At 61.3% G+C, this 24,807-nt stretch carries 15 protein-coding genes and 1 pseudogene; 10 read left to right on the top strand and 6 right to left on the bottom strand.

The window, feature by feature from the left end; genetic code table 11:
* Positions 1-210 precede the first annotated feature (210 nt).
* From F451_RS0108445 to F451_RS0108410, 8 genes are all read left to right on the top strand, one after another.
* Positions 211-996: an efflux RND transporter periplasmic adaptor subunit gene (locus F451_RS0108445; protein ID WP_020680926.1), complete on the top strand. Its 786-nt coding sequence runs from the start codon at positions 211-213 to the stop codon at positions 994-996.
* The gene (locus F451_RS0108440; protein ID WP_020680925.1) at positions 993-2,312 is read left to right on the top strand and encodes an efflux RND transporter periplasmic adaptor subunit; all 1,320 of its coding nucleotides are present in this window, start codon (positions 993-995) and stop codon (positions 2,310-2,312) included. Before F451_RS0108445 ends, F451_RS0108440 begins: the two co-directional genes overlap by 4 nt.
* A complete protein-coding gene (locus F451_RS0108435; protein WP_020680924.1) occupies positions 2,313-4,409 on the top strand; it encodes a site-2 protease family protein in 2,097 nt (698 codons plus the stop codon).
* A 145-nt stretch (positions 4,410-4,554) separates the two neighbouring features.
* Positions 4,555-5,073 (top strand): GNAT family N-acetyltransferase, encoded by a 519-nt coding sequence (locus tag F451_RS0108430; RefSeq protein ID WP_020680923.1) that lies wholly within the window; start codon positions 4,555-4,557, stop codon positions 5,071-5,073.
* A 152-nt stretch (positions 5,074-5,225) separates the two neighbouring features.
* Positions 5,226-5,789: a phage tail protein gene (locus F451_RS0108425; protein ID WP_020680922.1), complete on the top strand. Its 564-nt coding sequence runs from the start codon at positions 5,226-5,228 to the stop codon at positions 5,787-5,789.
* 117 nt (positions 5,790-5,906) lie between these two features.
* Positions 5,907-12,908 (top strand): DUF4347 domain-containing protein, encoded by a 7,002-nt coding sequence (locus F451_RS26660; protein ID WP_020680921.1) that lies wholly within the window; start codon positions 5,907-5,909, stop codon positions 12,906-12,908.
* Between the two features lie 50 nt (positions 12,909-12,958).
* Positions 12,959-14,455, top strand: coding sequence for a TolC family protein (locus F451_RS0108415; protein ID WP_020680920.1), 1,497 nt, complete (start codon positions 12,959-12,961; stop codon positions 14,453-14,455).
* A 475-nt stretch (positions 14,456-14,930) separates the two neighbouring features.
* Positions 14,931-16,925: a multicopper oxidase family protein gene (locus F451_RS0108410; RefSeq protein WP_020680919.1), complete on the top strand. Its 1,995-nt coding sequence runs from the start codon at positions 14,931-14,933 to the stop codon at positions 16,923-16,925.
* Between the two features lie 53 nt (positions 16,926-16,978).
* On the opposite strand, the gene F451_RS0108405 is transcribed toward F451_RS0108410, so the two are convergent.
* From F451_RS0108405 to F451_RS28800, 3 genes are all read right to left on the bottom strand, one after another.
* Entirely contained in the window at positions 16,979-18,166 is a 1,188-nt protein-coding gene (locus F451_RS0108405; RefSeq protein ID WP_020680918.1) for a cytochrome-c peroxidase, read from the bottom strand.
* 477 nt (positions 18,167-18,643) lie between these two features.
* Positions 18,644-19,477, bottom strand: a complete 834-nt coding sequence (locus F451_RS0108400; RefSeq protein WP_020680917.1) for a class I SAM-dependent methyltransferase — start codon at positions 19,475-19,477, stop codon at positions 18,644-18,646.
* Between the two features lie 112 nt (positions 19,478-19,589).
* Positions 19,590-20,033 carry a helix-turn-helix transcriptional regulator gene (locus F451_RS28800; protein WP_420835274.1) on the bottom strand — a complete coding sequence of 148 codons (444 nt, stop codon included), beginning with the start codon at positions 20,031-20,033 and terminating at the stop codon, positions 19,590-19,592.
* A 129-nt stretch (positions 20,034-20,162) separates the two neighbouring features.
* On the opposite strand from F451_RS28800, the pseudogene F451_RS28795 reads away from it, so the two are divergent.
* A pseudogene (locus F451_RS28795) lies at positions 20,163-20,306 on the top strand (inositol 2-dehydrogenase); the annotation flags it as partial.
* Between the two features lie 149 nt (positions 20,307-20,455).
* The gene (locus tag F451_RS27660; RefSeq protein ID WP_276202595.1) at positions 20,456-20,641 is read left to right on the top strand and encodes a Gfo/Idh/MocA family oxidoreductase; all 186 of its coding nucleotides are present in this window, start codon (positions 20,456-20,458) and stop codon (positions 20,639-20,641) included.
* Between the two features lie 107 nt (positions 20,642-20,748).
* On the opposite strand, the gene mdoH is transcribed toward F451_RS27660, so the two are convergent.
* The 3 genes from mdoH to F451_RS0108375 are packed head-to-tail and all read right to left on the bottom strand — an operon-like array spanning position 20,749 to position 24,653.
* Positions 20,749-22,863 carry a glucans biosynthesis glucosyltransferase MdoH gene (mdoH, locus tag F451_RS25105; RefSeq protein ID WP_051103917.1) on the bottom strand — a complete coding sequence of 705 codons (2,115 nt, stop codon included), beginning with the start codon at positions 22,861-22,863 and terminating at the stop codon, positions 20,749-20,751.
* Positions 22,860-23,114 carry a hypothetical protein gene (locus F451_RS0108380; RefSeq protein WP_020680913.1) on the bottom strand — a complete coding sequence of 85 codons (255 nt, stop codon included), beginning with the start codon at positions 23,112-23,114 and terminating at the stop codon, positions 22,860-22,862. The genes mdoH and F451_RS0108380 overlap by 4 nt, the downstream gene beginning before the upstream one ends.
* A 3-nt stretch (positions 23,115-23,117) precedes the next feature.
* On the bottom strand, positions 23,118-24,653 hold the full coding sequence (locus F451_RS0108375) for a glucan biosynthesis protein G (RefSeq protein ID WP_040879555.1): 1,536 nt from the start codon (positions 24,651-24,653) through the stop codon (positions 23,118-23,120).
* Between the last annotated feature and the right edge of the window lie 154 nt (positions 24,654-24,807).

The following is a 24,807-nucleotide window of genomic DNA, read 5'->3' as shown; positions in this document are numbered from 1 at the left end:
AAATCGGCTATCCTGCCGATTTATCGCCTTAAAAGAGCTCAAAAACTGACTCAGAACGGTCTTCCCCTCGCTACGACCGGCTAAGCCCGACAGGCTCCTAGACCGAGCTACCGACAACCGCCGGGCACCCGCCTGCCCGGCATCAACGATTTACCACCTCGAGTATCTCCTCTACACTGCTGCCATTGTTCATCTTGCAGGGAACGCGGTATGCAACGAAAACTCGGCCAGATCTTTGCAGTATTTTGGCTCGCCGGTATCAGCATTGGCACCGCAACAGCACAGTCCAATGACCCCTTGCTCGACACCCCTTCTCAATTGCAGTTAAACGACCAGCGCAAGGCGCGCGGCGTATTGCGGGCCCGTGATCAGGCGGTTTTATCCAGCGAGCTGGCAGGGCGCATCATCGAGATGCCCTACACCGATGGCCAGGACTTCAAGCAAGGCGATGTGCTGGTTCGCTTTGACTGCAGCGCCTATCAGGCCCAGCTGAATGCTGCCCAGGCAGGCGCGCGGGCGGCCCGCGAAGAACTGAACCACAAGAAGCAGCTGGCTTCTTTCAACTCGGTCGGTCGTTTCGAGGTGGCCCTGGCCGAAGCCCGTCAGGCCCAGGCCCAGGCTGAAGCCCAGGTCTACAAGGTGCAGGTACAGCGCTGCTCGGTCAGCGCGCCCTTCGATGGCCAGGTGGTGCAACGCCGGGTACAACCCCACGAAAGCGTCGCCAGCGGCACACCACTGCTGGAAATCGTGGATAACCGCACCCTGGAGGTACAGCTGCTCGTGCCCTCGAGCTGGCTAAGCTGGCTCAAGCCAGGGCGGCGCTTCGAGTTCGTACCCGATGAAACCGGCCAGCCCCTGCCGGTCGAGGTAAAGCGCCTGGGCGCCCGCATCGATGAAGCCAGCCAGACCCTGTTGCTGATCGGCACCCTGCCACTGAATGCCACCGGCCTGCTGGCCGGCATGAGCGGCAGCGCGCGCTTTCTGGACACGCCATGAGCGCCAGACTACCGGACCCTGCCCAACGTCTCTTCGCCCAGCTCCTGGCCCTGCAAAGCCAGACGCGAGCAGCGGCCGACATCGACAGCCTGGCCTATAGCCTGGTAAATGATGCGCAGCCGCTGTTCGGCTATCGTCATGCTGCGCTCTTAATTGCCGGCCGCACCCGGGCGGTCACCGGCATCAGCCAGGTTGAGCCCCATGCCCCCTTCGTCGCGTTCGTCGAGCGCGCCGCCAGCGAATTGCTGGCACAGGGTGTATCGGCTCAGGCGCAGCCGGTGGACACCACCCGGCTGAGCGAGCAGACCCGCGCCGACTGGCAAAGTATGTCGGCGGGTTCCGTGTTCTGGCTGCCGCTGCTCGATCGCCAGCAGGCGCCATTTGGCGGCCTCTGGATCGCCCGCGAACAACCCTGGAGCGATGCAGAACAGGCCCTGCTGGCACAGCTCGGCGACTGCTACAGCCATGCATGGCTGGCGCTGCAACCGCACAAACCCTGGCGACTGCGCTGGCCCAGACGCAAAATTCTGGCCGTATTGGTGGTCGCCTCGCTGCTGCTGTTGCTGCCGGTGCGCCAGTCGGTACTGGCACCGGCCGAGGTGGTCCCGCTGAATGGCCGCGTCGTCACGGCGCCGCTGGATGGCGTCATTGCCGAATTCCTGGTCAGGCCCAATCAGCCGGTGCGCAGCGGTGAGCCGTTGCTGCGCTTTGATGCCACCTCGCTGCGCGCCCAGGCGGATGTCGCCGAACGCGGCCTGGATGTGGCCGATGCCGAGCTGAAAAGCAACGCCCAGCGCGCCTTCTCCGATACCGACGCCAAGGCGCGACTGGATCTGCTGGCCGCCCGAGTCGAACAAAAGCGCGCCGAGCGTGACTATGCCCGCGAGCTGCTCGCGCGCACTGAAGTCCGTGCCGAACGCGATGGCATCGCCGTGTTCGCCGACGCCGAACGCTGGACCGGCAAACCCGTAAAGACCGGTGAGCGCCTGCTGGATATCGCCGATCCGCAGCAGGCCGAGTTGCGCATCGAGCTGGCGGTGGCGGATGCCATCGAGCTGGGGCCGGGCGCCGAGGTGGCACTGTTCCTCGACAGCGATCCACTCAACCGTCACGCCGCCCGCCTGGAACGGCTTGCCTACGAGGCGCAAACCAGCGCCGCCGGCCAGCTGGCGTACCGTCTGGATGCCAGTTTTGTCGCAGCGCCACCGCGTATCGGCCTGCGCGGCACCGCAAAAGTCTTCGGTCAGCGCGTACCCCTGGCCCTGTATCTGCTGCGCCGCCCGCTGGCCGCGCTTCGCCAGGGAGTGGGGCTTTAAATGCAGCTGCCGGCGCTGCGTCCCGACCTGCAACTTTCCCCTGCCGCCGCGGCGCTGGACGGCTCGCCGCAGTGGACCCTCGCCGACCCACTGCGCGGTCGTTATTTCAAGCTTGGCAGCGCCGCGCTGCGGATGCTGCGGCACTGGGCACTGGGCGATGCGCAGCGCGTCCTGAAGGCCGCCAATGAGCAACCCGGCGCGCCACTGGGCGAAACCGACCTGCAACAGCTACTGCGCTTTCTGCGCGATCACGACCTGATTGCGGCCCTGGATGCCGAGCAGCGTGCCAGCTATGCAGCCAAGGCCGCCGCCCGGCGACAAAGTCTGTGGCGACGGGTGCTGCACCAGTACCTGTTCTTTCGCATTCCGTTGTGGCGACCGGACGCGTTCCTCAACCACACCTGGCCCTGGCTTGAACGTCATGGCGCTCGCCTGTTGCGCATCGGCCTGCCGCTGGTCCTTGGCCTGGGGCTGTTTCTTGTCGCCCGCGACTGGGAACGATTCCTTGCGACCTTCCCGCACCTGTTCAGCCTCGGCGGTGCGCTAGCCTTCGGCATCGCCCTGGTGTTCGCCAAGCTGTGCCATGAGTTCGGCCACGCCTACATGGCCAAGCGTGCGGGCTGCCGGGTGCAGAGCATGGGGCTGGCCTTTATGGTGCTGTTTCCGCTGTTCTATACCGATGTCAGCGATGCCTGGCGGGTCAACGACCGACGCTCCCGTCTGCTGATCGGCGCCGGCGGCATGCTCGCCGAGCTGCTGCTGGCGGCCATCGCCCTGCTGGCCTGGTCGCTGCTGCCGGATGGCCCATGGCGCACGGCAGCCTTCATGCTCGCCAGCGCCACCTGGCTCACCACCCTGGTGATCAATCTCAACCCTTTCCTGCGCTTCGACGGCTATTACCTGCTCAGCGACCTGTGGCGGGTGGAAAACCTGCAGCAGCGCGCCTTTGCACTCTGTCGCTGGCGTCTGCGCGAGGCGCTGTTCGGCTATGGCGAACCGATGCCCGAACCCTGGTCGCCGACCCTCTACCGCCGTCTGCTGGCATGGGGCTACAGTGCCTGGATCTGGCGCGCCGCATTGTTTTTTGCCATCGCCCTGATCGTCTACCACCTATTTTTCAAGCTGCTCGGCAGTTTCCTGATGCTGGTAGAGCTGGCCTGGTTCATCGGCCTGCCCGTCTGGCGTGAAATGCGCGAGTGGTGGCAGCGCCGCGAGCAGGTCCGCCCTGCCCGGCTGCTGCTCATCGGGCTCGTGCTGCTCGGCGGCCTGTTGCTGCTGCTCGTTCCGTGGCGTAGCGCCGTTGAAGTGCCAACCCTGCTTCAGGCCACGCGGGCCAGTGCCCTGTATGCACCGATGCCGGCGCGCCTGAAACAATTCCGGATCAGCGATGGCCAGCAGGTGCAGGCCGGCGAGCTGTTGCTGGAACTGGAATCCCCGGACCTGGATGCCCGCCAGTCCATCGTGCACAACCAGATCCGTACCCTGCAGCTGCAGCTGCGACGCCAGGCCGGGCGCAGTGAAACCGCCGCCGATGCCGGCGTACTTGAGCAGCAGCTGGCCGAGTCCCTGGCCGAATACCGCGGCCTGAGTGCCCAGCGCGCACGACTGCTGGTGCGGGCCCCGCATGCCGGCATGGTACGCGACCTGCTGCAGGACCCCAGACCGGGCCGCTGGCTGATGCCGGAGCAACTCCTGGCGCGCGTCGTGGAGCAACAGGTGCGCCTGAACGGTTACCTGCCGGAAGAGGCCCTGTGGCGTGTCGAAGCCGGAGCCCAGGGGCGTTTCATCGCCGACGATCCGCTGCACCCGGCACTGGAGGTTCAACTCAGTGAAATAAGTACCACCGCAGCGCCCTATCTGGATATTGAATCCCTGGCCTCGGATCACAGCGGCCCCATTGCCGTACGCCGCGACGGGCAGCGGCGCGCCCAGCCGCTGCAGGCACAGTATGCGGTGCGCCTGGCGCTGATCGATGACCTGACACTGCCGCTGCAGCCATTGCGAGGCCTGGTGATATTACAAGGACGACATGAGTCTGTGTTTGGCACTATCTGGCGCCGCCTCGCGGCGCTGGGTGTGCGCGAAAGTGGATTTTAGCCAGGGCGATGCCCGGGGCCGGGCATCTGCAAACGCCAATCAGGGGCCACCTTGACAACATGGGGGCTTCAACTAGGCTAATCTTCATCGAACCCCATGTCGCTGATGTTAGCGATTCGCCTGATTTTGCCAAGGATGCTTATCTGTGCCAACCAGTGACTGCAGGCTTCGTCCGCAAGAACCGTCCGACCAATTCTTCCTGCAATATCTTTACGCCTCCACCCGTGCAGCAGAAATGTCCGCCAGCGGCTGGGATGTAAAGACGATCAATGCCTTTGTGCAACAACAGTTCGAGCTGCAGTCCCACCACTATCAGCAACACTTCCCTGACGCCGAACTCTGGCTGATTGAACGTGACGGGCACCCTATCGGCCGCCTGTATCTTTACTGGGGTGAAACCAGCGTGCAATTGATCGATATCAGCCTACTGCCAGAGGTCCGAGGCACGGGTCTGGGCAGCGCGCTGCTTGCCGAGGTGATCGCCCGCGCCGGTGCCCGCGGGTGTGCCGTCGAGCTTCATGTCGAGTCGCATAACCCCGCCCTGCGGTTATACCAGCGCCTGGGTTTCGACATCGTCGAAGACAAGGGCATTTACCTCGAGATGCGCAGGCCTGGCCACCGGGTCCAGGCACCTGAGCACGCGCAACCGATCCACCGGCAATGAAGAACAAACTGCATCGGCATCGCCGGGCCGTCGGTCGCCTAATGGCGGTTGTACAACCCGGCAGGCTGATATTCGAAGCTTGCCATTAAGGCAGAAAGCCGCGGACAGCCCATGGATGCCCGCTCACAACAAGAGAAACAAGGAGATAAGTTATGGAACCCTTTATCGGCGAAATCCGCCTGGTCGGCTTCAACTTCGCGCCGCGTGGCTGGGCATTCTGTGAGGGCCAGCTGTTGCCCATTTCCCAATACAGCGCGCTGTTTTCATTGCTGGGCACACAGTACGGCGGCGATGGCCGCACCACCTTCGCCCTGCCCGACCTGCGCGGGCGAAGCGCTGTCGGTATGGGCAACGGCCCGGGCTTGAGCGCCATCCGCATCGGTGAAACAGGCGGGGCCGAAAGCGTAACGCTGAACCAGACTCAAATGCCTTCCCATAGCCATGGGGCGGCAGCAAGCATTGCCATACCGGCTAACAGCAGCAGTACCGACACCAACCCGGCGCCTGCCAGCAATACCGTGCTCGGCCCCGCCAGCAACAGCGGTCGCGCTGGCAACCTCTACACCACTCAAGCGGCGGACACCACCCTGGAACCGTTCAATAACCCGGTTACCGTGAACCCGGCCGGTGGCAACCTGCCAGTCCAGACGCGCAATCCGTTTCTGGGCATGAACTATGTCATCGCGCTGGAGGGATTATTCCCTTCTCGCAGCTGATGACAGCTGCCGCCCGCCCCGTGATCAACCCGGGTAGGCGGCAGCACTACAACAGAAAAATCTTCCGACGATGCCACCCAGTATGTAACGGCAACATCAATACCATGGAGACTGGTTATGAAGTGGTTCGGCAGGTCAGGTAACACAACGGTGACCAGCGGCAGCGAGCGTCTCTCGGGCGTCAGCTCGCCGCTGGCAATGGCGCTGGAACCACGCATGCTGTTCGATGGCGCCATTGCGGCAACTGTCGCCGAGACCGCGGACGCCAGTACCCAACCAACTCCTGTGGATGATACCTCCACTACCCTGGATAGCGATATCGCACCGGCAGCCGCCAGTAGCGACAACCGCCAGGAAATTGTCTTCATCGACACCCAGGTACAGGATTACCAGCAACTGCTGGCCGGACTGCCGGCGGATGCGGACGTGGTGATGTTCGGCGCCTCCGCGGATGGCCTGCAGGTCATCGCCGATACTCTCGCCGGCCGTGAGGGTATCGATGCGATACATATTCTCAGCCACGGCGACAGCGGCCAGGTGAAGCTGGGCAACGACTGGCTCGACAGCGCCGATATATCGACGCACAGCTATCTGCTTTCCGCCATCGGCCAGTCGCTGAGCGAAGATGGCGATATTCTTTTATATGGCTGCAACGTGGGCAGCGACGGCGTCGGCTTCGAGTTCATCCAGTCACTGGCCGGCGCAACCGGGGCCGATATAGCCGCATCCAGCAATTTGACCGGTACGGCGGACAGAGGTGGGGACTGGGAACTGGAGGTAACCCAGGGCAGCATCGAAACCCCGTCGTTTGATTTGAGTAATTATTCCGGCCTGCTCATCGCCTTTAGCGATAGCCTGGATACCGATGTTGGCCTCGAGGTCACCAGTTTCATCAGCAACCTCGGCGGGGTCGATTTCACGTATACCTTTACCAGTGACGGGGGAAGTGGAGATTTCGTTTGGGACAATAACGGAAATGGTGAAAGCGGCTCAGCCTCTGTGACTTTACGATCTGGTGATCTTACTGAATCAAGCACCGAGCTTGTGACCATTGCGCGCGCAGACGCCACCGACTTTACCTTTAGTAGCCTGTATATAAACAATTCGGGAGGAACGACGGTAACCGTTGGCGGCTATCTCGGCGGGGTTCTGGTCAGCAGCGCCAAAACCGCCATTAATGGATTTTCTGGCACCCTTAGTTTCGATTCTATCGGTGTCGATGAGGTCCGTATATCCAGCACAGATTTCTTTCTTACCAATATCGACAGCTTCAGCGGCGATACGGCCCCACCAGCCCCGCCGCCGGCTCCAACAATAACCAGCGCCACCTACAATGCCTCGACCGGTACGCTGGTCGTCACCGGTTCCGATCTTCAGCAGCTCAGCGGTGCGAGCAACGATATCGACGCCAGCCTGCTCACGCTGACCGGTGAAGGCGGCAGCACCTATACCCTGACCGACACCAGCGATGTCGAAATCGATGCGAGTACCCAGTTCACGTTGACCCTAAGCGCCACCGACAAGGCCGCATTCAACCTTATCGCCAACAAGAACGGCGCCACGTCCACCAGCGGCACGGCCTTCAACTTGGCCGCCGCCGATGACTGGAATGCGAGCGTCACCAGTGGCGATACCTCGGATACCACCGGCAACGGCATTATTGTCAGCAACGTCGCAGTACCCACCATCACCAGCGCCACCTACGACGCCAGCACCGGTAGCCTAGTCGTCACTGGCAGCGGCTTCCTGTCGGCCAGCGGCGCCACCAACGACATCGTCGCCAACAAGTTCTCTATCAGAGGTGAGGGCGGCACGTTCTATACGCTGACCGACACGGCCAATGTCGAGGTCACGTCCGGCACGGCGTTCACCCTGACGCTCAGCGCCACCGACAAGGCCGGCGTCAACCTGATCGTCAACAAGAACGGAGGCCTTTCGACCGACATCTCGAGCTACCGCTTCACGGCGGCAGATGACTGGGCCGCGGGCGCGGATGCCGCACTGAACGTGACAGACAGCCTTAGTCCATTCACTGCAAGCAACGTGGCCATTCCCGCGATCACCAGCGCCACCTACGACGCCAGCACCGGAGTGCTGGCCGTCACCGGCACCGGGTTCCTGTCCAGGCAGGGTGCCACCAACGATATTGTCGCCAACAAGTTCACCCTCACCGGCGAAGGCGGTAGCACCCACACCCTGACCGACACGGCCAATGTCGAGGTCAACTCCGGCACCAGCTTCACCCTGACGCTGAGCGCCACCGACAAGGCCGCGCTCAACCAGATCATCAACAAGAACGGTACCAGCTCCACCGGCGCCACCACCTACAACCTGGCGGCCGCCGAAGATTGGGCGGCCGGTGCCGACGCTGCCGTGAACGTGGTCGACGCGACCGGCAACGGCATCACCGTCAGCAACGTCGCAGTACCGACCATCACCAGCGCCACCTACGATGCCTCGACAGGCGCCCTCGTGGTGACGGGTACCGGTCTGCTGAAACGCAGCGGCTCTAGCAACGATATCGACGCCAGCCTGTTCACGCTGACCGGCGAAGGCGGCTCGACCTACACGCTGACCGACACCAGCGATGTCGAAATCACCTCGGGCACCAGCTTCACCCTGACCCTGAGCGCCACCGACAAGGCTGCGCTGCAAGCAATCATCAACAAAAATGGCACCAGCTCGACCGACACCACAACCTATAATCTAGCCGCCGCCGAAGACTGGAACACCGGAGCCGATGCCGCGGTGAACATTGTCGATGCATCAGGCAACGGCATTACCGTCAGCAACTTCAACGCCGCCCCCGTCATCAGCAACCTCAACGGCGACAGCGTCAGCTATGTCGAAGGCGCCGGCTCGGTACTGCTGGATAGCGGCAGCAACGCGACCCTCAGTGATGCCGATTCAACCGATTTCAACGGCGGCAACCTGACCGTGACCATTACTTCCGGCGAAAATGCGGCAGAAGACCTTCTCAGCCTGACTACATCCGGTACGGTATCGCTCGCCGGCACCACGGCGGGTAGCAACGTTTCCGTCGCAGGCACTGTCATCGGCACCCTGGGCAACAACATCGCCGCGGGAAACGACCTGGTGGTGAATTTTAACGCCAATGCCACGCCGAGCCACATTCAAGTTTTGGTGCGGGCGCTCAGCTACCAGAACAGTGATACGACGGATCCAACGACCGGGGCCCGCATCGTCAGGGTCACCGTCAGCGACGGTGATGGCGGCACCAGTGCCAATGCCGACGTAACGGTCAACGTCACCGGTGTCAACGACGCGCCGACCCTGACCGCCACCGGTAACAACCCGGCCTTTATCGAAGGCGGCGCCGCAGCCGATCTGTTCAGCACCGTGTCGATCAGCACCGTCGAATCCGGGCAGAACCTCTCCGGGCTGACGCTGACGGTGACCAATCTCGCCAACGGCAGCGATGAGATCCTCAATATCGACGGCACCCAGGTCGTGCTGACCCACGGCACCAACGGCACTACGGCGGGCAGCAGCCTCAGCTACAGTGTTGCGGTCACCGGCACCACTGCCACAGTGTCGCTAAGCGGTGGCAGCCTGTCAGCGGCGGCAACCCAGACGCTCGTCGATAACATGAGCTACCAGAACAATAGCAATACCCCCAGCAGCAGCCGGGTGGTCACCCTGACCAGTCTGCAGGATAGCGGTGGCACCGCCAACGGCGGCGTCGATACTGCGAGCCTCGCCATTGCCTCCACCGTTACCGTTGTCGACGTCAACGACGAGCCGACCCTGACCGCCAACGCCAGCAACCCGCCCTTCACCGAGGGCGGCGCCGCGGCCAGCCTGTTCAGCGGCACCAGCATCAATACCGTGGAGGCCGGCCAGACGATCACTGGCCTGAGCTTCACCATCACCAACGTCACCAACGGCAGCAACGAGCGCATCAACGTCGATGGCACCACCATCGTGCTCACCCACGGCACCAACGGCAGCACCGCCGGCAACAGCCTCAACTACTCGGTGATGGTGATCGGCACCACCGCCACCGTGACCATGACCGGTGGCAACCTTTCGGTCGACGTCGCCGAGACCCTGGTGGACAACATGAGTTACCAGAACAACAGTGACACCCCCAGCACCAGTAACCGCGTCGTCACCCTGACCAGCATTCAGGACAGCGGCGGCACCGCCAACGGCGGCGACAACACTGCCAGCCTCGCCATCGCCTCCACCGTGACGGTTGTTGGCGTCAACGACGAACCGACGCTCACAGCCACCGGCACCGATCCCACTTACACCGAAAACGGAAGCGCTGTCGATCTGTTCAGCGGCGTTTCAATCGACACGATCGAAGCCGGGCAAAACATTTTCGAACTGACGCTGACGGTGGCCAACCTGGCGGACGGTAGCGACGAAATTCTGCGGGCCGACGGCACCGATATCGCACTCATAGATGGCAACACCAGCGTCACGGCTGATAATGGCATGTTCTATAGCGTCAGCGTGGCTGGCAATACCGCGCTGGTCGAACTCAGAAAACTGGGCGGCATCAGCAACGCTGCGGCGCTTACATTGGTCGATGGTCTCAGTTACCGCAATGCCAGCGAAAACCCGAATACGGCCAACCGGGTTGTCACCTTGACCGGTATCACCGATGACGGCGGCACCGCCAACGGCGGCGACGATACCGCCAGCCTCGCCATCACCTCGACCGTGGCGGTAACGCCGGTAAATGACGCGCCGACGCTCACGGCGACCGGCACCAACCCAACCTACATTGAGGGCGCCGCTGCAGTGGATCTGTTCGATGGCGTCGCCATCGACACGATTGAAGCGGGTCAGACCATCACCGCCCTGGAGCTAACACTTTCAAACGTCTTTGACGGCAGCAATGAAGTCCTTGATTTTAACGATGCTGTAGTCGAGTTGGCCGGTATCTCATCGGGTAACGCGGTCACCTTCATCTACGACTTCACATCACTCGGGGGCATCAGCGTCGCCCAGGTCCAAACGCTGCTCGACAACATCACGTACCGCAACACCAGTGAGGACCCGACGGCCGGCGACCGGGTGATGACCATCACCCTCATTACCGACAACGGTGGTACCGCAAACGGTGGCGCCGATACCGCCAACCTTGCCATCACATCAACCGTGACAGTGACCGCCGTAAACGATGCGCCAGTCAACAGCGTGCCGGCGGCACAAAGCACCGACCAGAACCAGGACCTGGTATTCAGCGGAGCCAACGGCAACGCCATAACGATCAGCGATTCCGATGCCGGCAGCGGTACGGTTCGTGTGAGCCTGACAGCCAGCAATGGACTGCTGACTCTCTCAAGCACGGCCGGATTGAGCTTTATCAGCGGTACCGGATCCAACGATGCATCGCTCAGCATTGAGGGTAGCCTTGCCGATATCAATACCGCGCTGGATGGCCTGACGTTCACCCCCACACCGGGTTACAACGGCGCCGCCTCGCTGCAGATCGACAGCAACGACCTCGGCCTCTCCGGCAGTGGCGGCGCCCAGATCGACAGCGATAGCATCGCAATCACGGTCAACAGCATTAACCCGGAAGTTACCACGGTGCATACGACAACGGCGGACGGTAGCTATAAAATCGGCGACATTGTCAGCGTGACCGTCACTTTCGACCGGGTCGTCAATGTGGACACGACGGTTGGGAGTCCGACACTGCTGCTGGAAACGGGTACTACCGACCGGCAAGCCACGTACAGCACCGGTTCCGGTACCAATACACTGACCTTCAGTTACACGGTGCAGGCCGGCGATATCAGCCCCGACCTGGATTACCAGTCCACGGGGGCCCTAACCCTCAATGGCGCAACGATCAAAAGTGCCGCAAATGAGGATGCCCTTCTTGCCCTGCCCGCCACCGGAGGTGTTAACTCTCTCGCCGGTCAGCACGACCTGGTGATCGATGGCATAGCACCTGCGGTCACTTCGGTCGGCGTCCCGGCCAATGGCACCTATGTCGCCGGACAGAACCTCGATTTCAGCGTCATTTTCGATGACTCAGTGGTAATCGATACCGCCGGGGGCACGCCGCGCCTGGCAGTGATCCTGGATACCGGTGGCACCGTCTATGCCGATTATGTCTCCGGCTCCGGCACCAGCGCACTGCTGTTCCGCCTCACGGTCGCCGGCGGCCAGCTCGATACCAACGGCGTGACGCTGGACTCAAGTATTGAACTCAATGGCAGTACCCTGCGTGATGCCGCCGGCAACGATGCCGGCACCACCCTCAACAGCGTCGGCTCCACCACAGGGGTACTGGTCGACGGCATAGCGCCCTCTGCCGTCTCGATCAGCGTGTTCCAGGACGATGTCCTGGCATCCAAGCAGCTGTCTTTCGAACTGGTCTTCGATGAAGACGTGTCCGGCGTTGACCTCAGCGACTTCACCCTGCTGGGCTCCGGTACCGCGGTCGGGACACTGGACAGCGTGCAGCAGATCGATGGCCAGACCTATCGCGTACTGGTCAGCGGCATCGAGGGCAATGGCTCGCTGACTCTGGCACTCAATGCCGCAGGCAGCGGCATCGTCGACACCGCCGGTAACAACCTGGCCACCGGGCTGACCGGCCCGGACTACGCCATCGCCACCCTGGGCGGCGATCCGGAGTTCCTCACCAGCACGCTCGGTTCAGACCCGGCGCGCACGAGCCCTGCGGCCCCTGCGCCCGCGGTGCCGGCAACACCGCTGCCGTTCTTCGATTCGCCGCTGCAGCCACCCACACTGTTTGAACAACCCACGCTGGGCAGCGGTATCCCGACCCTTGGCACAATCTTTATCAACAACGGCGTGCCGGCGCCCAGCTACATTGCCCAGGTTTTCGCCAGCAGCAATACGGGCGCAGGTGACAGCAGCGCGGTCGGCTTCCTCGGCTTTGGTGGTGGCGATGCCGGTGTCTTTGGTCAAAGCACCCTGTCGAATGTGTTCGGTTCCGACACGGTGCCGGAACCGGCACCGCAGCTGGAGCTGGAGCTGCCGACCATCTTTGGCGCGCCCACGCTGGGCCAGCAATTACAGAAGCTGCAGGATACCGAGCAGGACCAGATAGATACCCTGGCCTGGGCATTGGGCCAGGTGCAGTTAGTCGAACCAAACGCCTGAGCAGACAAAACAACAGAAATTCAGCCGCGACAATAGGGGACGGCCCAAGGATGAAAACAAGCCATAAGCTCTTCAGCACCAGCCTGCTGGTACTGGCGATCAGCGGTTGCGCCGTAACGAGCCAGCCGATCGATCGCAGTATCAGCGAACAGCGGGCCAAGACTGACCTGCTCAACATGTTCAGGGATCAGGAACCGCTGGCCGGGGCACTGACACTGCACGATGCCATGGCCCGGGCCCTGAAATACAACCTGGAAGGCCGCCTCAAGATCATGGAGGAGGCACTGGCCAACCGCCAGCTCGACCTCTCCAGTTTCGACATGCTGCCGCGCATGGCACTGCAGGCCGGCTATGTCGGACGCAGCAATGTCAGCGCCTCCAGCAGTGAAAGCATCCAGACCGGTACCCAGTCGCTGGAGCCCTCCACCTCGCAGGATCGCAACCGTGATGTGGCGGACCTGACCATGGTGTGGAACGTACTGGACTTCGGAGTCAGTTACGTCAGCGCCAAGCAGCAGGCCGATCAGCGCCTGATCGTGCAGGAACGCCGGCGCAAGGTGGTTCATACCATCACCCAGGACGTGCGCTCGGCCTATTGGCGTGCCATGGCCGCCGAAGGCCTGCTGACAAAAATCGACAGCCTGATGGCGCGCGTCGAGGCGGCGCGCAGCAACAGCCAGCGCCTGAGCGAGCAGCGCATTGGCGATCCGATTCAGGCGCTGGGCTACCAGCGCGCCCTGATCGAAGCCACTCGCCAGCTCGAAGAGCAGCGCCGGGCGCTGTCGCTGGCCAAAACCGAGCTGGCGGCGCTGATCAACCTGCCGATGGGTACTGACTTCAGCCTGGCCGGCACCGGTGACTACGAGGTACCGCAGCTCAAGGTCGAGCTGAGCCGCCTGGAAGAGGAAGCCCTGACCAACCGGCCGGAGCTGCGCGAGCAGGACTACCAGACACGCATCAGCGCCGCCGAAACCCGCAAGGCCATGCTGCGCCTGCTGCCGGGGCTGGAGTTCTCGGCCGGTGGCCACTACGACAGCAACTCCTTCCTGGAAAACCAGAGCTGGGCCGATTATGGCGTCAAGGTCACCTGGAACCTGTTCAATGTTCTCTCCGGTCCCGCCGCCATCGATGTGGCCAAGGCCAGTGAAGCCGTGGCCCAGGCACGGCGCCAGGCGATGTCCATGGCGGTGCTGGCGCAGGTCCATGTGGCCAATGCCAACTTCCATGAAGCCCGGCGGCAGTTCCACACCAGCCAGGAGCTGGCCCAGCTCGACGGCCAGATCGTCGAACAGCTGCGCAACCGTCACAAGGCCCAGGGGATTGGCGAGCTCGACCTGATCCAGGGCGAGCTGAACGCCCTGCAGGCGCAGCTGCGCCGCGACCTCGCCTATGCCCAGCTGCGTAACAGCTATGGCCAGCTGTTTGCCAGCGCCGGGCTTGATCCCCTGCCCGCCGAACTGCCCTCCACCCAGCTCAGCGACATCGCCCAGGCCCTGGCCGACAGCGAAGCACGCTGGCAACAGGGCGATCTGCAGCCCGATTCCTGAGCTCGCCGCCCGGTGCGCAACTGATCGCGGTCTCCCGTGTGAGTTGCCGCCCCTCCTTACCGCCTGCGGGGACCGCGCCCTGCAGGCCAATAGGCTTGCCTGGGCAGTGAATGCAGCCGGCAACCTGGCTCCCAGGACAACGCCCACCCACCGGGCTCAGACTGTAATTGTCCGCCAGCTTAATACCAACATGACGTTTCCTTAGGCTGCCGCGGGCAATCGAACCTCAGCCGTTTACTGTACCAATCGTGCAACAGTTTTTTGGGCCTTCGGGCGTCAATCGTTACGCCTAACTTACAGCCCCCCCACAGACTCAAACCGAATCTCCACAACATACTGATAAACATATCTATTTTTGCTGGCTTAGAAATTGCTTTATTCCATACAGATACTCCCCGCCGGCTCCCGGCTAACGCAAGCATCAATCCGTTAACCCCGGAAAAGGCCTAAAAAGAATGACAACAGGAGGCCTGGAATGAAAAGGCGAGATTTCCTGACGCTGAGTATACGCTCGGCAATGGCGGCTGGCATGACCGCCAGCATTCCGGTGGCACTGCTGCGCGCCCACAGCAGCCATGCCGCGATTCTGGCGGCTGGCCTGTCCGATCCTGCGGTGCAGCCGCTTTTCATGCACGCGGCGCCCAATGCCCTGGACTCCGGTTTTAAATATCTGCCGCAAGGCGGCGCACTGCGCATTCGCATGGCCCCGACGGTACAAATGACCGGCCTGGTGGATCAGGACGGTTTCGACCTGCCCACACCTGTCTGGGGCTACGGCCCGACAGATGGCCCGGTATCCTGGCCTGGGCGCACAATCGAGCGCCATGTCAGCGACGCTCCCCTGGGCGTCACCTGGGAGAATGAACTGAGTGATGGCCAGACGCCTCTGACCCACCTGCTGCCGGTCGATTCCAGCGTGCACTGGGCCTATTCCCTGGCCGGATACGAGCAGTACGACATCGCCACGAACGGTGTCCCGGCAGTCACCCATGTGCATGGCGGCCATAACGACAGCCCCTTTGACGGTAACCCGGAGTATTTCTTTTCGCCCTTTTTCGCGCTTACGGGACCACGCTGGGAAGCGGAACAATATGTCTATGGCGACGCGCAGTGGAACGATGTTGCCGGCACTCTCTGGTATCACGACCATGCGCTGGGGATCACCCGTCTCAATGTCTATGCCGGTCTGGCGGGCTTTTTCATCCTGCGGGATGACGCCGATACCGGGCTGCCGGACAATCCTCTGGGACTGCCGGCCGAGCCCTACGAACTGGGCTTTGCGGTGCAGGACCGGATGTTCCGCAATACCGGTGAGCTGTTTTATCCCGCCTATCCCGGGGACCCCTTCTATAGCGACTTTATCGATGACGAAGGTGCAGAGCTGCCGGAAGAACTCTTTCCCGGAGGCGGTCCGACGGCACTGGCAGAATTCTTCGGGGACCATATGGTGGTCAATGGTGTCATCTGGCCGAAATATAACGTGGAACCTCGCCAGTACCGCGTACGCCTGCTGAACGGCTGTGACAGTCGCTTTATGCGGCTCAGCCTGAGCGTCGTGACGCTCGATGAGACCGGGCTGCCTCCCGGCCGGGGCGCCCGGTTGTCCTTTCTCGTCATCGGTTCGGACCAGAGCCTGCGTGAAACCGCAGCGCAGGTGGACACAGTCGAATTTGCGCCGGGCGAGCGCCTGGACCTGATCATCGACTTCAAGTCCGTACCGGCCAACAGCCGGGTCATTATTCAGAACCTGCTCGGCGATGCGCCCTTCGGTGGCGACCTGCCGAAAAAAGGCGACCTGTTTCCGGATCGCCGCACCGACCGCATTATGGCTTTCGACGTCGTGCTGGAATTATCCGCGCTCGCGGACAGTTCTATCAGCGACGGCACTTTGCTGGGCGGCGGTGTTTCGGTACCCGATCCGGTCATGGCGACACGCAGGCTGGCACTGTTCGAAGGCGAGGATCGATTCGGGCGGCTGCAACCCCTGCTGGGTACCGCCGAGCCGACCCTGGATGTCGCCGGCAACGAGGTCAATGGCGCGCTGATCTGGGACAGCCCGATCACCGAAAACCCGGGACTCGACACGACCGAAATCTGGGAGATTTTCAATGCCACCGGCGATGCCCATCCCATCCACCTGCACCTGGTGTATTTCGAAATCCTCGACCGCCAGCGTTTCAAGGCAGACCTTATCGAGCAACCGCTGATGCCGAACGACGGTGGCGAGGACGAGGAAGATGAGCATGGGGAGGGCTTCCGCCTCGAAAACATCAAAAAGCTCGGCCAGACCCGCGGTCCCGACCCCCAGGAGCAGACGCGACGGGATATGGTTATTGCCTTGCCGGGCGAAGTCACCCGCATCAAGATGCGTTTCGACAAGCCCGGCCGGTTCGTCTGGCACTGCCATATTCTCTCGCACGAAGATCACGAGATGATGCGGCCCTACCACGTCGGGCCGGTCGATGACTGACGTTTGGCAATGACCTGCAACGCTCTAAAACATTGCAGGCCTATAGATGTCGGTTAACGCGAAGCGCTCTGCTGCTCCAGCAATAATGGCTCGTAGCGCTTGTCCGTCAGCGTTTTCATGAAGGCCACCAGCGCCTTTATGCGCGTGTCGTCCAGTGCGGGGCCATGCTCCAGCTCGGTCAGCGACAGGTTTTCAGCCACTTCAGGCTCATCCCAGGGCTTGCCGGTTTCCGGGTTCAGCTTGCTGGCTGCGCTTTTGCTGTTGTAGCTGTTGTAAAACCGCACCACGGTTTCGAGGTCACTGAACACACCGTTGTGCATATAGGGACCGGTCACGGCCACGTTGCGCAGCGTTGGAACCTTGTACTTACCCCGCCCTGCCGTATCGCTGACCTGCGGATTGTTCAGCAGGCCTTCGTCACGGGCATCGGTCGCAAGACCGCTGGCCTGTCGCACCGCTACGTTCACCGGCACGCCAAGATTGTGATACTGGTAGTTGGAGAAGGTTTCGTCAGCAGCAATGGGCGACTCGCGCAGCTGGTGGCACTGGTTGCAGTTGGTAAATTGCTGCGAAAAGAACAGCGTCCGTCCCAGCTCTTCCTGCTCGGTAAGAGCGTATTCACCACGCAGATAGCGGTCATAGCGCGAGTCAAACGGCGACAGCGCGGCACTGCGCTCGTAGGCGGCAATGCTGCTGGCCATGGCCTCGAACACGGCATCATCGCTCGTCAGGCTCTCGACCCCAAACAGCGCACCGATACGGGACGCATAGAATGGGTTGTCCAGCAGCCGGTTTCGTAGCGTCGCCACATCGGGCAAGCCCATTTCGAGCGGATTCAGCGGCGGCCCCTTTGCCTGATCTTCCAGGCTCGACGCCCGTCCGTCCCAGAATTGCCCGCCAACATAGCGCCCTTCGCTGTCGCGATGGAACGCCGGCGTGAAGGCGGCGTAGGCCGCACTGGGTGCATTGCGATCGCCCAGGGAGTGTCCGTCATCGCCCAGGGATACGGCTCCGGCCTGTGCATTGGCGCCCGGATCGGCAAAGCCGTGGGCCGGGTCGTGGCAGCTGGCACAGGACTGGGTGCGATTGCGCGACAGGCGGGTATCAAAAAACAGCGCCTGCCCGAGCGATTCCAGCGCCTGGCGCCGCTCATTCGGGATAGCCACTTCGCCAGCGCTGACACTGGCGGCAAACGCCGGCGCAAGCAGCGAACAGAACGCAACTAGGGTGAAAAGCTTCACTGAAATACCTCTGCCGATTCAGATGACTGGCTCAAGCCTCGCATTGGAGCCTGCTCAAAACAGCAGGTGATAATCATTACTATTACGATTAATGTCAAGTTAGGCAATTCCGGGCTCGGCGTGGGCTCATGCATCTGAATATAAAAGCCCGCCGGTATTACCACACCGACGCGCGCCTTGGTATCGGCAGAAGAAAGAGAGACCCTGTCAGCGACCGGTGCCCGCTGGCCAGACATGACGAATGCGGTGGCTGATGCCGCACCCCGGACATTGCTCGGCCTCCGCCGGACTCCCCGATTACCGCTTCACAGCCCCGGGATACAAAGACGGCCGTCATCATTGGCTCGCGTCCTTGCGAGACTGTTGTCTGCCGTTGTTATATGAATAACCGCACCAGCGGTCGGTTTGCGTCTGCGTTTAACACGACAGGGCCCGTGTATGTAAGCGTGCAATTCAGCGCTTGCGGCCCAATCCCGTTCAGGCTGCCTTTTGGGCAATTATCTCTACGGGAGCGACAAGATTGCGTGAGATATTCTCCATCATGTTCTTTAGTTTCACCGGTGCAGTGCTTCCCATTAAAATGTGTAGGCCCAGGGCCGGGGGGCCACCGGCACCTGCTGTCCTGGCCAGCAGCTGCGCGAAGAAATCGAGCGAAAAATCACGCCTGTTCCGCTGTGCGATAATGCTAAACCCGGCGCCCTCCAAGGCGTCTTTGTAGGCTGCCGGTGAAGCAACCGCACTGCCGGCAGGCTCCGATGCCCAGGGCACCGGAAACGCGAGGTCACCGTCCTCAATGCGCATTATGTCGTAGATTCCAATTCGGCCGCCGGGCCGTATTACCCGATAGAGTTCTGATGCAAGCCGTTCCTTATCGTCGATGTTCATACCTACATGCATCATAAAGGCACGGTCAAAAGAATCGCTCTGATAAGACATCGTGGTGGCATCCGCGACGTCGAGAGTGACCTGGCTGGCCAGTCCGACCCAGGCGCAGAGTGTTTTGCCTGTTTCAACATATTCCTGCGTCAGGTCAACACCGGTGACTCGACAGCCATATCTATTTGCCGCGAACCGACTGCTGCCTCCGAGCCCGCACCCCACATCTAGGACATGGTGGATGGCATCGATGTCGAGTTGATCAAGGAAGCTCTGTGTTGCGATGCGTCCGCCAATGTGAAACTCATCCACAGGCCCGAGATCGTCGATATGGATGGTGTCGACGGTCTTTCCAAGCGCCTTAACGCCATCGCGAATGCTGTGTAGAAGGCTTCCGTGCGTGTAGTGATTTGTAATTAAACTATCGACGGGCATGGTTTGGTTTCCCCTGTTTCTGTGACAACGCCCATACCACGGCTGGATACGGACAGCGAACAAGATGCCGGGTCATTCTACAAGCCAAAGGCCTCTGGTGTTATGGGCCCTACTACGAACCCACGCAAATCCGCCAGCAATCGATCTGCTCTCCCGGCAGACCGGTTACGAGGACCCGACATCGGGCCGCAGACTGTTCAGGCGCCTGACAGATGTTACGCCGGATCGTTACCGGCAGAGGTTTCAGTCGCGGGGAAAACTGCTCCAACGCTCTGTAACGCGAACGGAATGCGCGCGGAGACACCTCCCGGGAGGACTTGAACAGTCTGGAGAAATGGAACGGCGAAGCGAAACCGCATTGTTCGGCGATTGCCGCAATCGGGATATCGGTATGCCGCAACAGCGCCTCGGCACGGTCCAGGCGAACCTGCCACAGATACCGGATCGGGGTGGTATCGAAGTACTGGCGGAACAGGTTGATCAAGTGGTTAACCGAACAGTGTGCCTGCTGCTCGACCTGTTCCAGCGTCAGCGGCTGCGAATAGGCAGTGGCCATGTGCTTGCAGGCCTCCCGCACCGCCCTTGGCATTCGAGCGGGTCGCTGGTCCGCAGGCAATGCATTCAACGACAGATAATAATGCAGTAGCGCCTCGCCAAGTTTGATGAGGGCGATGCGGTTGTCGATATGGCGCGCTACCTGTTGGGCGAAGAGATTTTCAGCATCTATGCGGTCGGCGGTTGCCTGATCGACCCGGCGATCGGTTCTGCCGGCGATATCGATACCGCGATGATCACCCTTAAGTCGCGCTCGGGCCGCTTCATGCAGATGAACAATTGCCGCCGTGCGGCCTTCGGCTACGATCAGCGCCTGGAGGCGGTATGCTCGACGGAAGTACTGTCGGTGGGTAACAGCCTGCAGAACACGCTGACCATTGCTGACAGCGCGGGGTTTCATACCGCCCGCCGGAGAATTACTTCATCGAGCGCTTTGCCCAGGCTTACCGACTGGAGATGGATGCCTTCATCGCGCTACTGCGCGACGGATTCGCCCCGCTGGCCGGAATACGCGACGGCCTCGAAGCGCAACGCCTGGCCGAAGCGGCTCAGGTCTCACTGCAACGCGGGCAGCCGGTCGAGCTCGGTCCGGATTGGGTACCGGACTGAGCTTCGTGAGCCGTTCATGGGGACATGGGGGACATGGGGATAAAGAGCAGCAGCCATGCAACAGCGGCAGTGGTGCTGAGCACCATGCGCGCTGAGCCTGGCTGCGCTTAAACGGTCGGCCAGACCTGACGAATGCGGCTGTCGATGGCGCGGCCCCAGTAGCTCTCAGCCGGCGCACGCCAGGACTCGCGGTGCAGCCAGGACAGGCTTTCGCGGTCGGTCAGCAACAGGTTTTTTTCTGCCCGGCTGAGACCCTCAGGCCCGCCTTCCAGGCAGCGTGAGCGCAGTTGCTTGAGCTGCTCAAGCTTGGCCCCGCCGCCATGGGAGCGTGCCGTCGCCTGATGCACCCGGTTCATGACAGGGTCCAGCACCGCCCGCACCACAGCCGATTCGCCAAATTCGGGCAATATTCGGTGCCCGTTCAGATCATCCAGCAACGCCGAGCCCTTTTGCTCTTCAGCCACCATCAGAATGCGCTTGCGCCGCAACGCCTGCCCGATCCCCACCTTGCTGAGCAATACCGAGGTGGGTGCGGCCAGAATCAGCGGCAGTGCTACCGGCAAGGACCAGAAGAAGAACATCGGATCCAGCCACCAGGCGAAACCTGCCCAGATCGCTGCCAGGATGGAACCTGGAGCCTGATTGAGCAGCGCATCGATCCAGCGGGTTTCATCGCTGCGGTTCTGCCCCGCCCACTTGAGGGTCACGTTAAACACCGCTTCCAGCACATAACGGGTATGGGCCAGCATGCGAATCGGTGCCAACAGCGCCGACACCAGAATTTCCGTAACAATGCTCAACGCCAGGCTGAAAAAACCGCCGTGATCCTTGCGCCTGCCGCTGAGCAGCACGTCGAGAATGGCGAGCAGCTTAGGGAAAAACAACAGAAAAACCACACTGCCCGCCAGGCCGATGGCCCACTCGGGGTGCCACTCGGGCCAGAGTGGAAACGGGCTGTGCTGTTCGGGAAAGTAGTTCGGCGGCCAAAGCACCAGGCGTGTGGTTTCAATGGTGGTCAGCACCAGGAACGCAAACCACAACGGCGACGCCACATAGGACAGGATGCCGTTAAGAAACGCCATGCGATGCGCCATGCGCAGGCGCCGCTCAAACAGCATCAGCCACAAATGCTGCAGATTACCCTTGGCCCAGCGCTTGTCGCGGGTGAGCTCGTCCACCAGGCTGGGGGGCGACTCTTCATAGCTGTGGCTCAATTCCGGCTCCAGCCAGACTTCATATCCGGCCCGCCCCATAAAGGCGGCCTCGACAAAGTCATGACTCGCGATCGGTCCGCTAAACAGGCCCGGACCGCGCAGATGCGGCAGGCCACAATGACGCATAAAGGGTGCCACCCGAATAATCGCATTGTGCCCCCAAAAGGCCGCCTCTCCGAGTTGCATGGCGGCAAGACCCGTACTGAACAGCGGCCCGTACACCTGATTGGCAAACTGCTGCACACGCGCAAACAGCGACTGGGCATTAATGATCGTGGGGCAGCTCTGCAAAATGCCGATATTCGGTTCGCGCTGCATCAGCCGCACCATCTTCAGCAGCGTATCGCCGCCCATCAGGCTGTCGGCATCCATCACGATCATGTATTCGTAGGCACGGCCCCAGCGGCGCAGGAAATCGGCCACATTGCCGCTTTTGTAGTTCATGTTCAGAGTACGCCGGCGATAAAACAGCCGCCCGTGGGCACCCAGCTCGTCACACAGCTGCTGCCAGGCCGCCTGCTCGGATAACCAGACATCCGGCTCGCGACTATCCGACAGGATAAAGAAATCAAAGTTTTCAATTTGACCGCTGCGCTCGAGCGAGCGATAGATAGTACGCAGCCCGCCCAGGGTCCGGTTAACCGGTTCGTTATAGATCGGCATGACAATGGCAGTACGTGCCAGTGGCGTATCCACAAGCTGCGCATCAGTATAGCGACGCAGCAGTGACTTGGGGTCACCACCAATCCGGCGTAGCCAGAAACCGTACAGGCCGATCCAGAAGCCCACCGTGATCCAGGTAAACAGCAGCGTAAACAAGCCGATCAGGGCCTGCTCCAGCAGGTTTCCACCATGGTAAGGCAGCACCGAGGCCATGTAATAGGCGCCGACAAGCGCCTGGACGATCACTAACAGGGTCAGTATTGCACGGCGTAGCATCACGCGCCCCCGCCACCGCGTGGAGGGGGATGCAGCAAGTGCACCAACAGGTGCAGGTTGAGCCGTCATGCCGGGTCTCCATAGCCGATGCTGCCGCGCACGATCGGCGGCGCCACGGGCGGCAGCGGCTGCGGTGACAGATCAAACCGCCGGGGCACTTCACCCATGACCCAGGCCAGCAAATCCTGCTGACCGGTTTGCAACCCTTCCTCGACAAGCTGCAAGGCGATCAGTGTATGGGCATCGGTGAGCTTCGCCCCGGTGCCGGCTATATACTCCAGCACCCGGGCCAGTGCGTGTTCCCCAAGGGTATGCGCCATGAATTACTCCGTCGCACGAATATCGTTGTTGGCCGGCAGGCGGTACGTCCAGGTCTCGGTCAGGGTTTCGTCACCGATGCTCAGGAAGGCTCGCAGAGACAGTGACTTCTTCGCGGCTGGACGCGCCAGAATCGACAGTCTCCAGGTGTTGAGCGGTTCGTTGTACTCGACAAAATGCTCCAGCACTTCGCCGCCATCCAGTGCCGTCACATTACTCAGAATCGGGGCACGCGGACGTTGCTTGTCGAGTACACCGTCGGCAAAATCCACCAGCACGCGGTAAGCGCCGGGGGCATTGCCGCCACCGACAACACTTCCGTCACCGATAAAGCTGTTCTTGACCCGCCCCATGGGATTTCCGCCAAGCTCCGCTGCGCCAAACTGCACTTCATAGCTGTAATCGAGCGTCTGGCCGGCCTGCACCTTGTCCTTCGGGCGCCAGAACGCGACGATATTATCATTGGTCTCGTTGGTCGTGGGCAGCTGCACCAGCACCACCTCTCCCGGTCCCCAGTCACCCTCGGTCTGCACCCAGCTACTGGGGCGTTGCTCGTAACGCGCCTGCAGGTCCTGGTAATCATCAAAATGGCTGTCACGCTGCAGCAGACCAAAACCACGCACGTTGTCGGTCATCAGGTAATCCATTTCCAGCTCACGCGGATTCAGCAACGGACGCCACATCCACTCACCGCTTTCGCCATTGAGCACCTGCAGGCCATCGGAATCATGCACCTGAGCACGCCATTCGCCCCGCGGTCGGCCGGTGTTTTCACCGTAATAGAACATGCTGGTCAGCGGTGCGACACCGAGCAGTTCAATATCAGCCCGCGGGAACAGGCGCGATTTGACCTTGAGTTTGGTGGTCTTGCCCGGGTACACGGTAAATTCATAGGCGCCGGTCGCACTCTCGCCATCCAGCAGACCATAGAAGGTCATCGCATGGGCATCCGGAGACGGTCGCTCGAGCCAGAACTCGATAAAAGAGGGAAATTCCTCGCCGCGGGACAAGCCGGTATCTATCGCCAGGCCACGTGCAGAGATACCGAAAGTGTTGTCGCGCCCTACGCCGCGAAAGTAGCTCGCGCCGGCGAACACCATGAACTGGTTACGTTCCTTTTCGCCCTTGAGCGGATACGTCAGCTTGAAACCGGCGTAACCCAGGTTGGCCGGCACGCGCTTGGCCACTTCAGGGTCGGCGAAATTGAAATCGGTTTTGCGAAACGGAACGCTGTGGCTCCCTTGCGCATCAATCACATTCATTTTCACCGCGTGGCGGTAAAACAGGCCCGGCGGCACCATCATGACCTGAAAGCGGGATTTGCTTTCGCTCCACAGGCTCTTGTCCGGATTGAAGCGAATATTCTGGTAGTCGTCATAGCTCAGCGTTTGCATGAACTTGGGTATGGCCGCGGGCGCCTCGTAGGGCTTGGCAGCAAGCGCACGGGCCTTCTCAGCCACGTCATCGAAACTGAAGGCCGCCAGTACAGTCACTGGAAAAAAGGCACCCAGCAGCGCCAGGGCAGACAAGATCCTCTGCACTCTCTTACTCCAATCAAAGATTATCCCGCGAGCGGGTTTAGTAGGGATATACCGACAAATTCAGGGCGATTAATTACACCAAAACCGCGGCATAAGCTAGCACTCTTAACCTGAATAGCGGCTGAGTCTGCATTATATTAATGGCTCAAGTCAG

This window comes from Marinobacterium rhizophilum DSM 18822 (genome assembly GCF_000378045.1).
In the GTDB taxonomy this organism is placed as follows: Bacteria; Pseudomonadota; Gammaproteobacteria; order Pseudomonadales; family Balneatricaceae; genus Marinobacterium_A; species Marinobacterium_A rhizophilum.
This window is presented reverse-complemented; position numbering and strand designations above follow the sequence as displayed.

Excerpts from the sequence above, each read along its gene's own strand:
- F451_RS0108445 (WP_020680926.1), top strand. The coding sequence starts at position 211 with ATGCAACGAAAACTCGGCCAGATCTTTGCAGTATTTTGGCTCGCCGGT.
- F451_RS0108440 (WP_020680925.1), top strand. The coding sequence starts at position 993 with ATGAGCGCCAGACTACCGGACCCTGCCCAACGTCTCTTCGCCCAGCTC.
- F451_RS0108435 (WP_020680924.1), top strand. The coding sequence starts at position 2,313 with ATGCAGCTGCCGGCGCTGCGTCCCGACCTGCAACTTTCCCCTGCCGCC.
- F451_RS0108425 (WP_020680922.1), top strand. The coding sequence starts at position 5,226 with ATGGAACCCTTTATCGGCGAAATCCGCCTGGTCGGCTTCAACTTCGCG.
- F451_RS26660 (WP_020680921.1), top strand. The coding sequence starts at position 5,907 with ATGAAGTGGTTCGGCAGGTCAGGTAACACAACGGTGACCAGCGGCAGC.
- F451_RS0108415 (WP_020680920.1), top strand. The coding sequence starts at position 12,959 with ATGAAAACAAGCCATAAGCTCTTCAGCACCAGCCTGCTGGTACTGGCG.
- F451_RS0108410 (WP_020680919.1), top strand. The coding sequence starts at position 14,931 with ATGAAAAGGCGAGATTTCCTGACGCTGAGTATACGCTCGGCAATGGCG.
- F451_RS0108400 (WP_020680917.1), bottom strand. The coding sequence starts at position 19,477 with ATGCCCGTCGATAGTTTAATTACAAATCACTACACGCACGGAAGCCTT.
- F451_RS28800 (WP_420835274.1), bottom strand. The coding sequence starts at position 20,033 with ATGGCCACTGCCTATTCGCAGCCGCTGACGCTGGAACAGGTCGAGCAG.
- mdoH (WP_051103917.1), bottom strand. The coding sequence starts at position 22,863 with ATGACGGCTCAACCTGCACCTGTTGGTGCACTTGCTGCATCCCCCTCC.
- F451_RS0108380 (WP_020680913.1), bottom strand. The coding sequence starts at position 23,114 with ATGGCGCATACCCTTGGGGAACACGCACTGGCCCGGGTGCTGGAGTAT.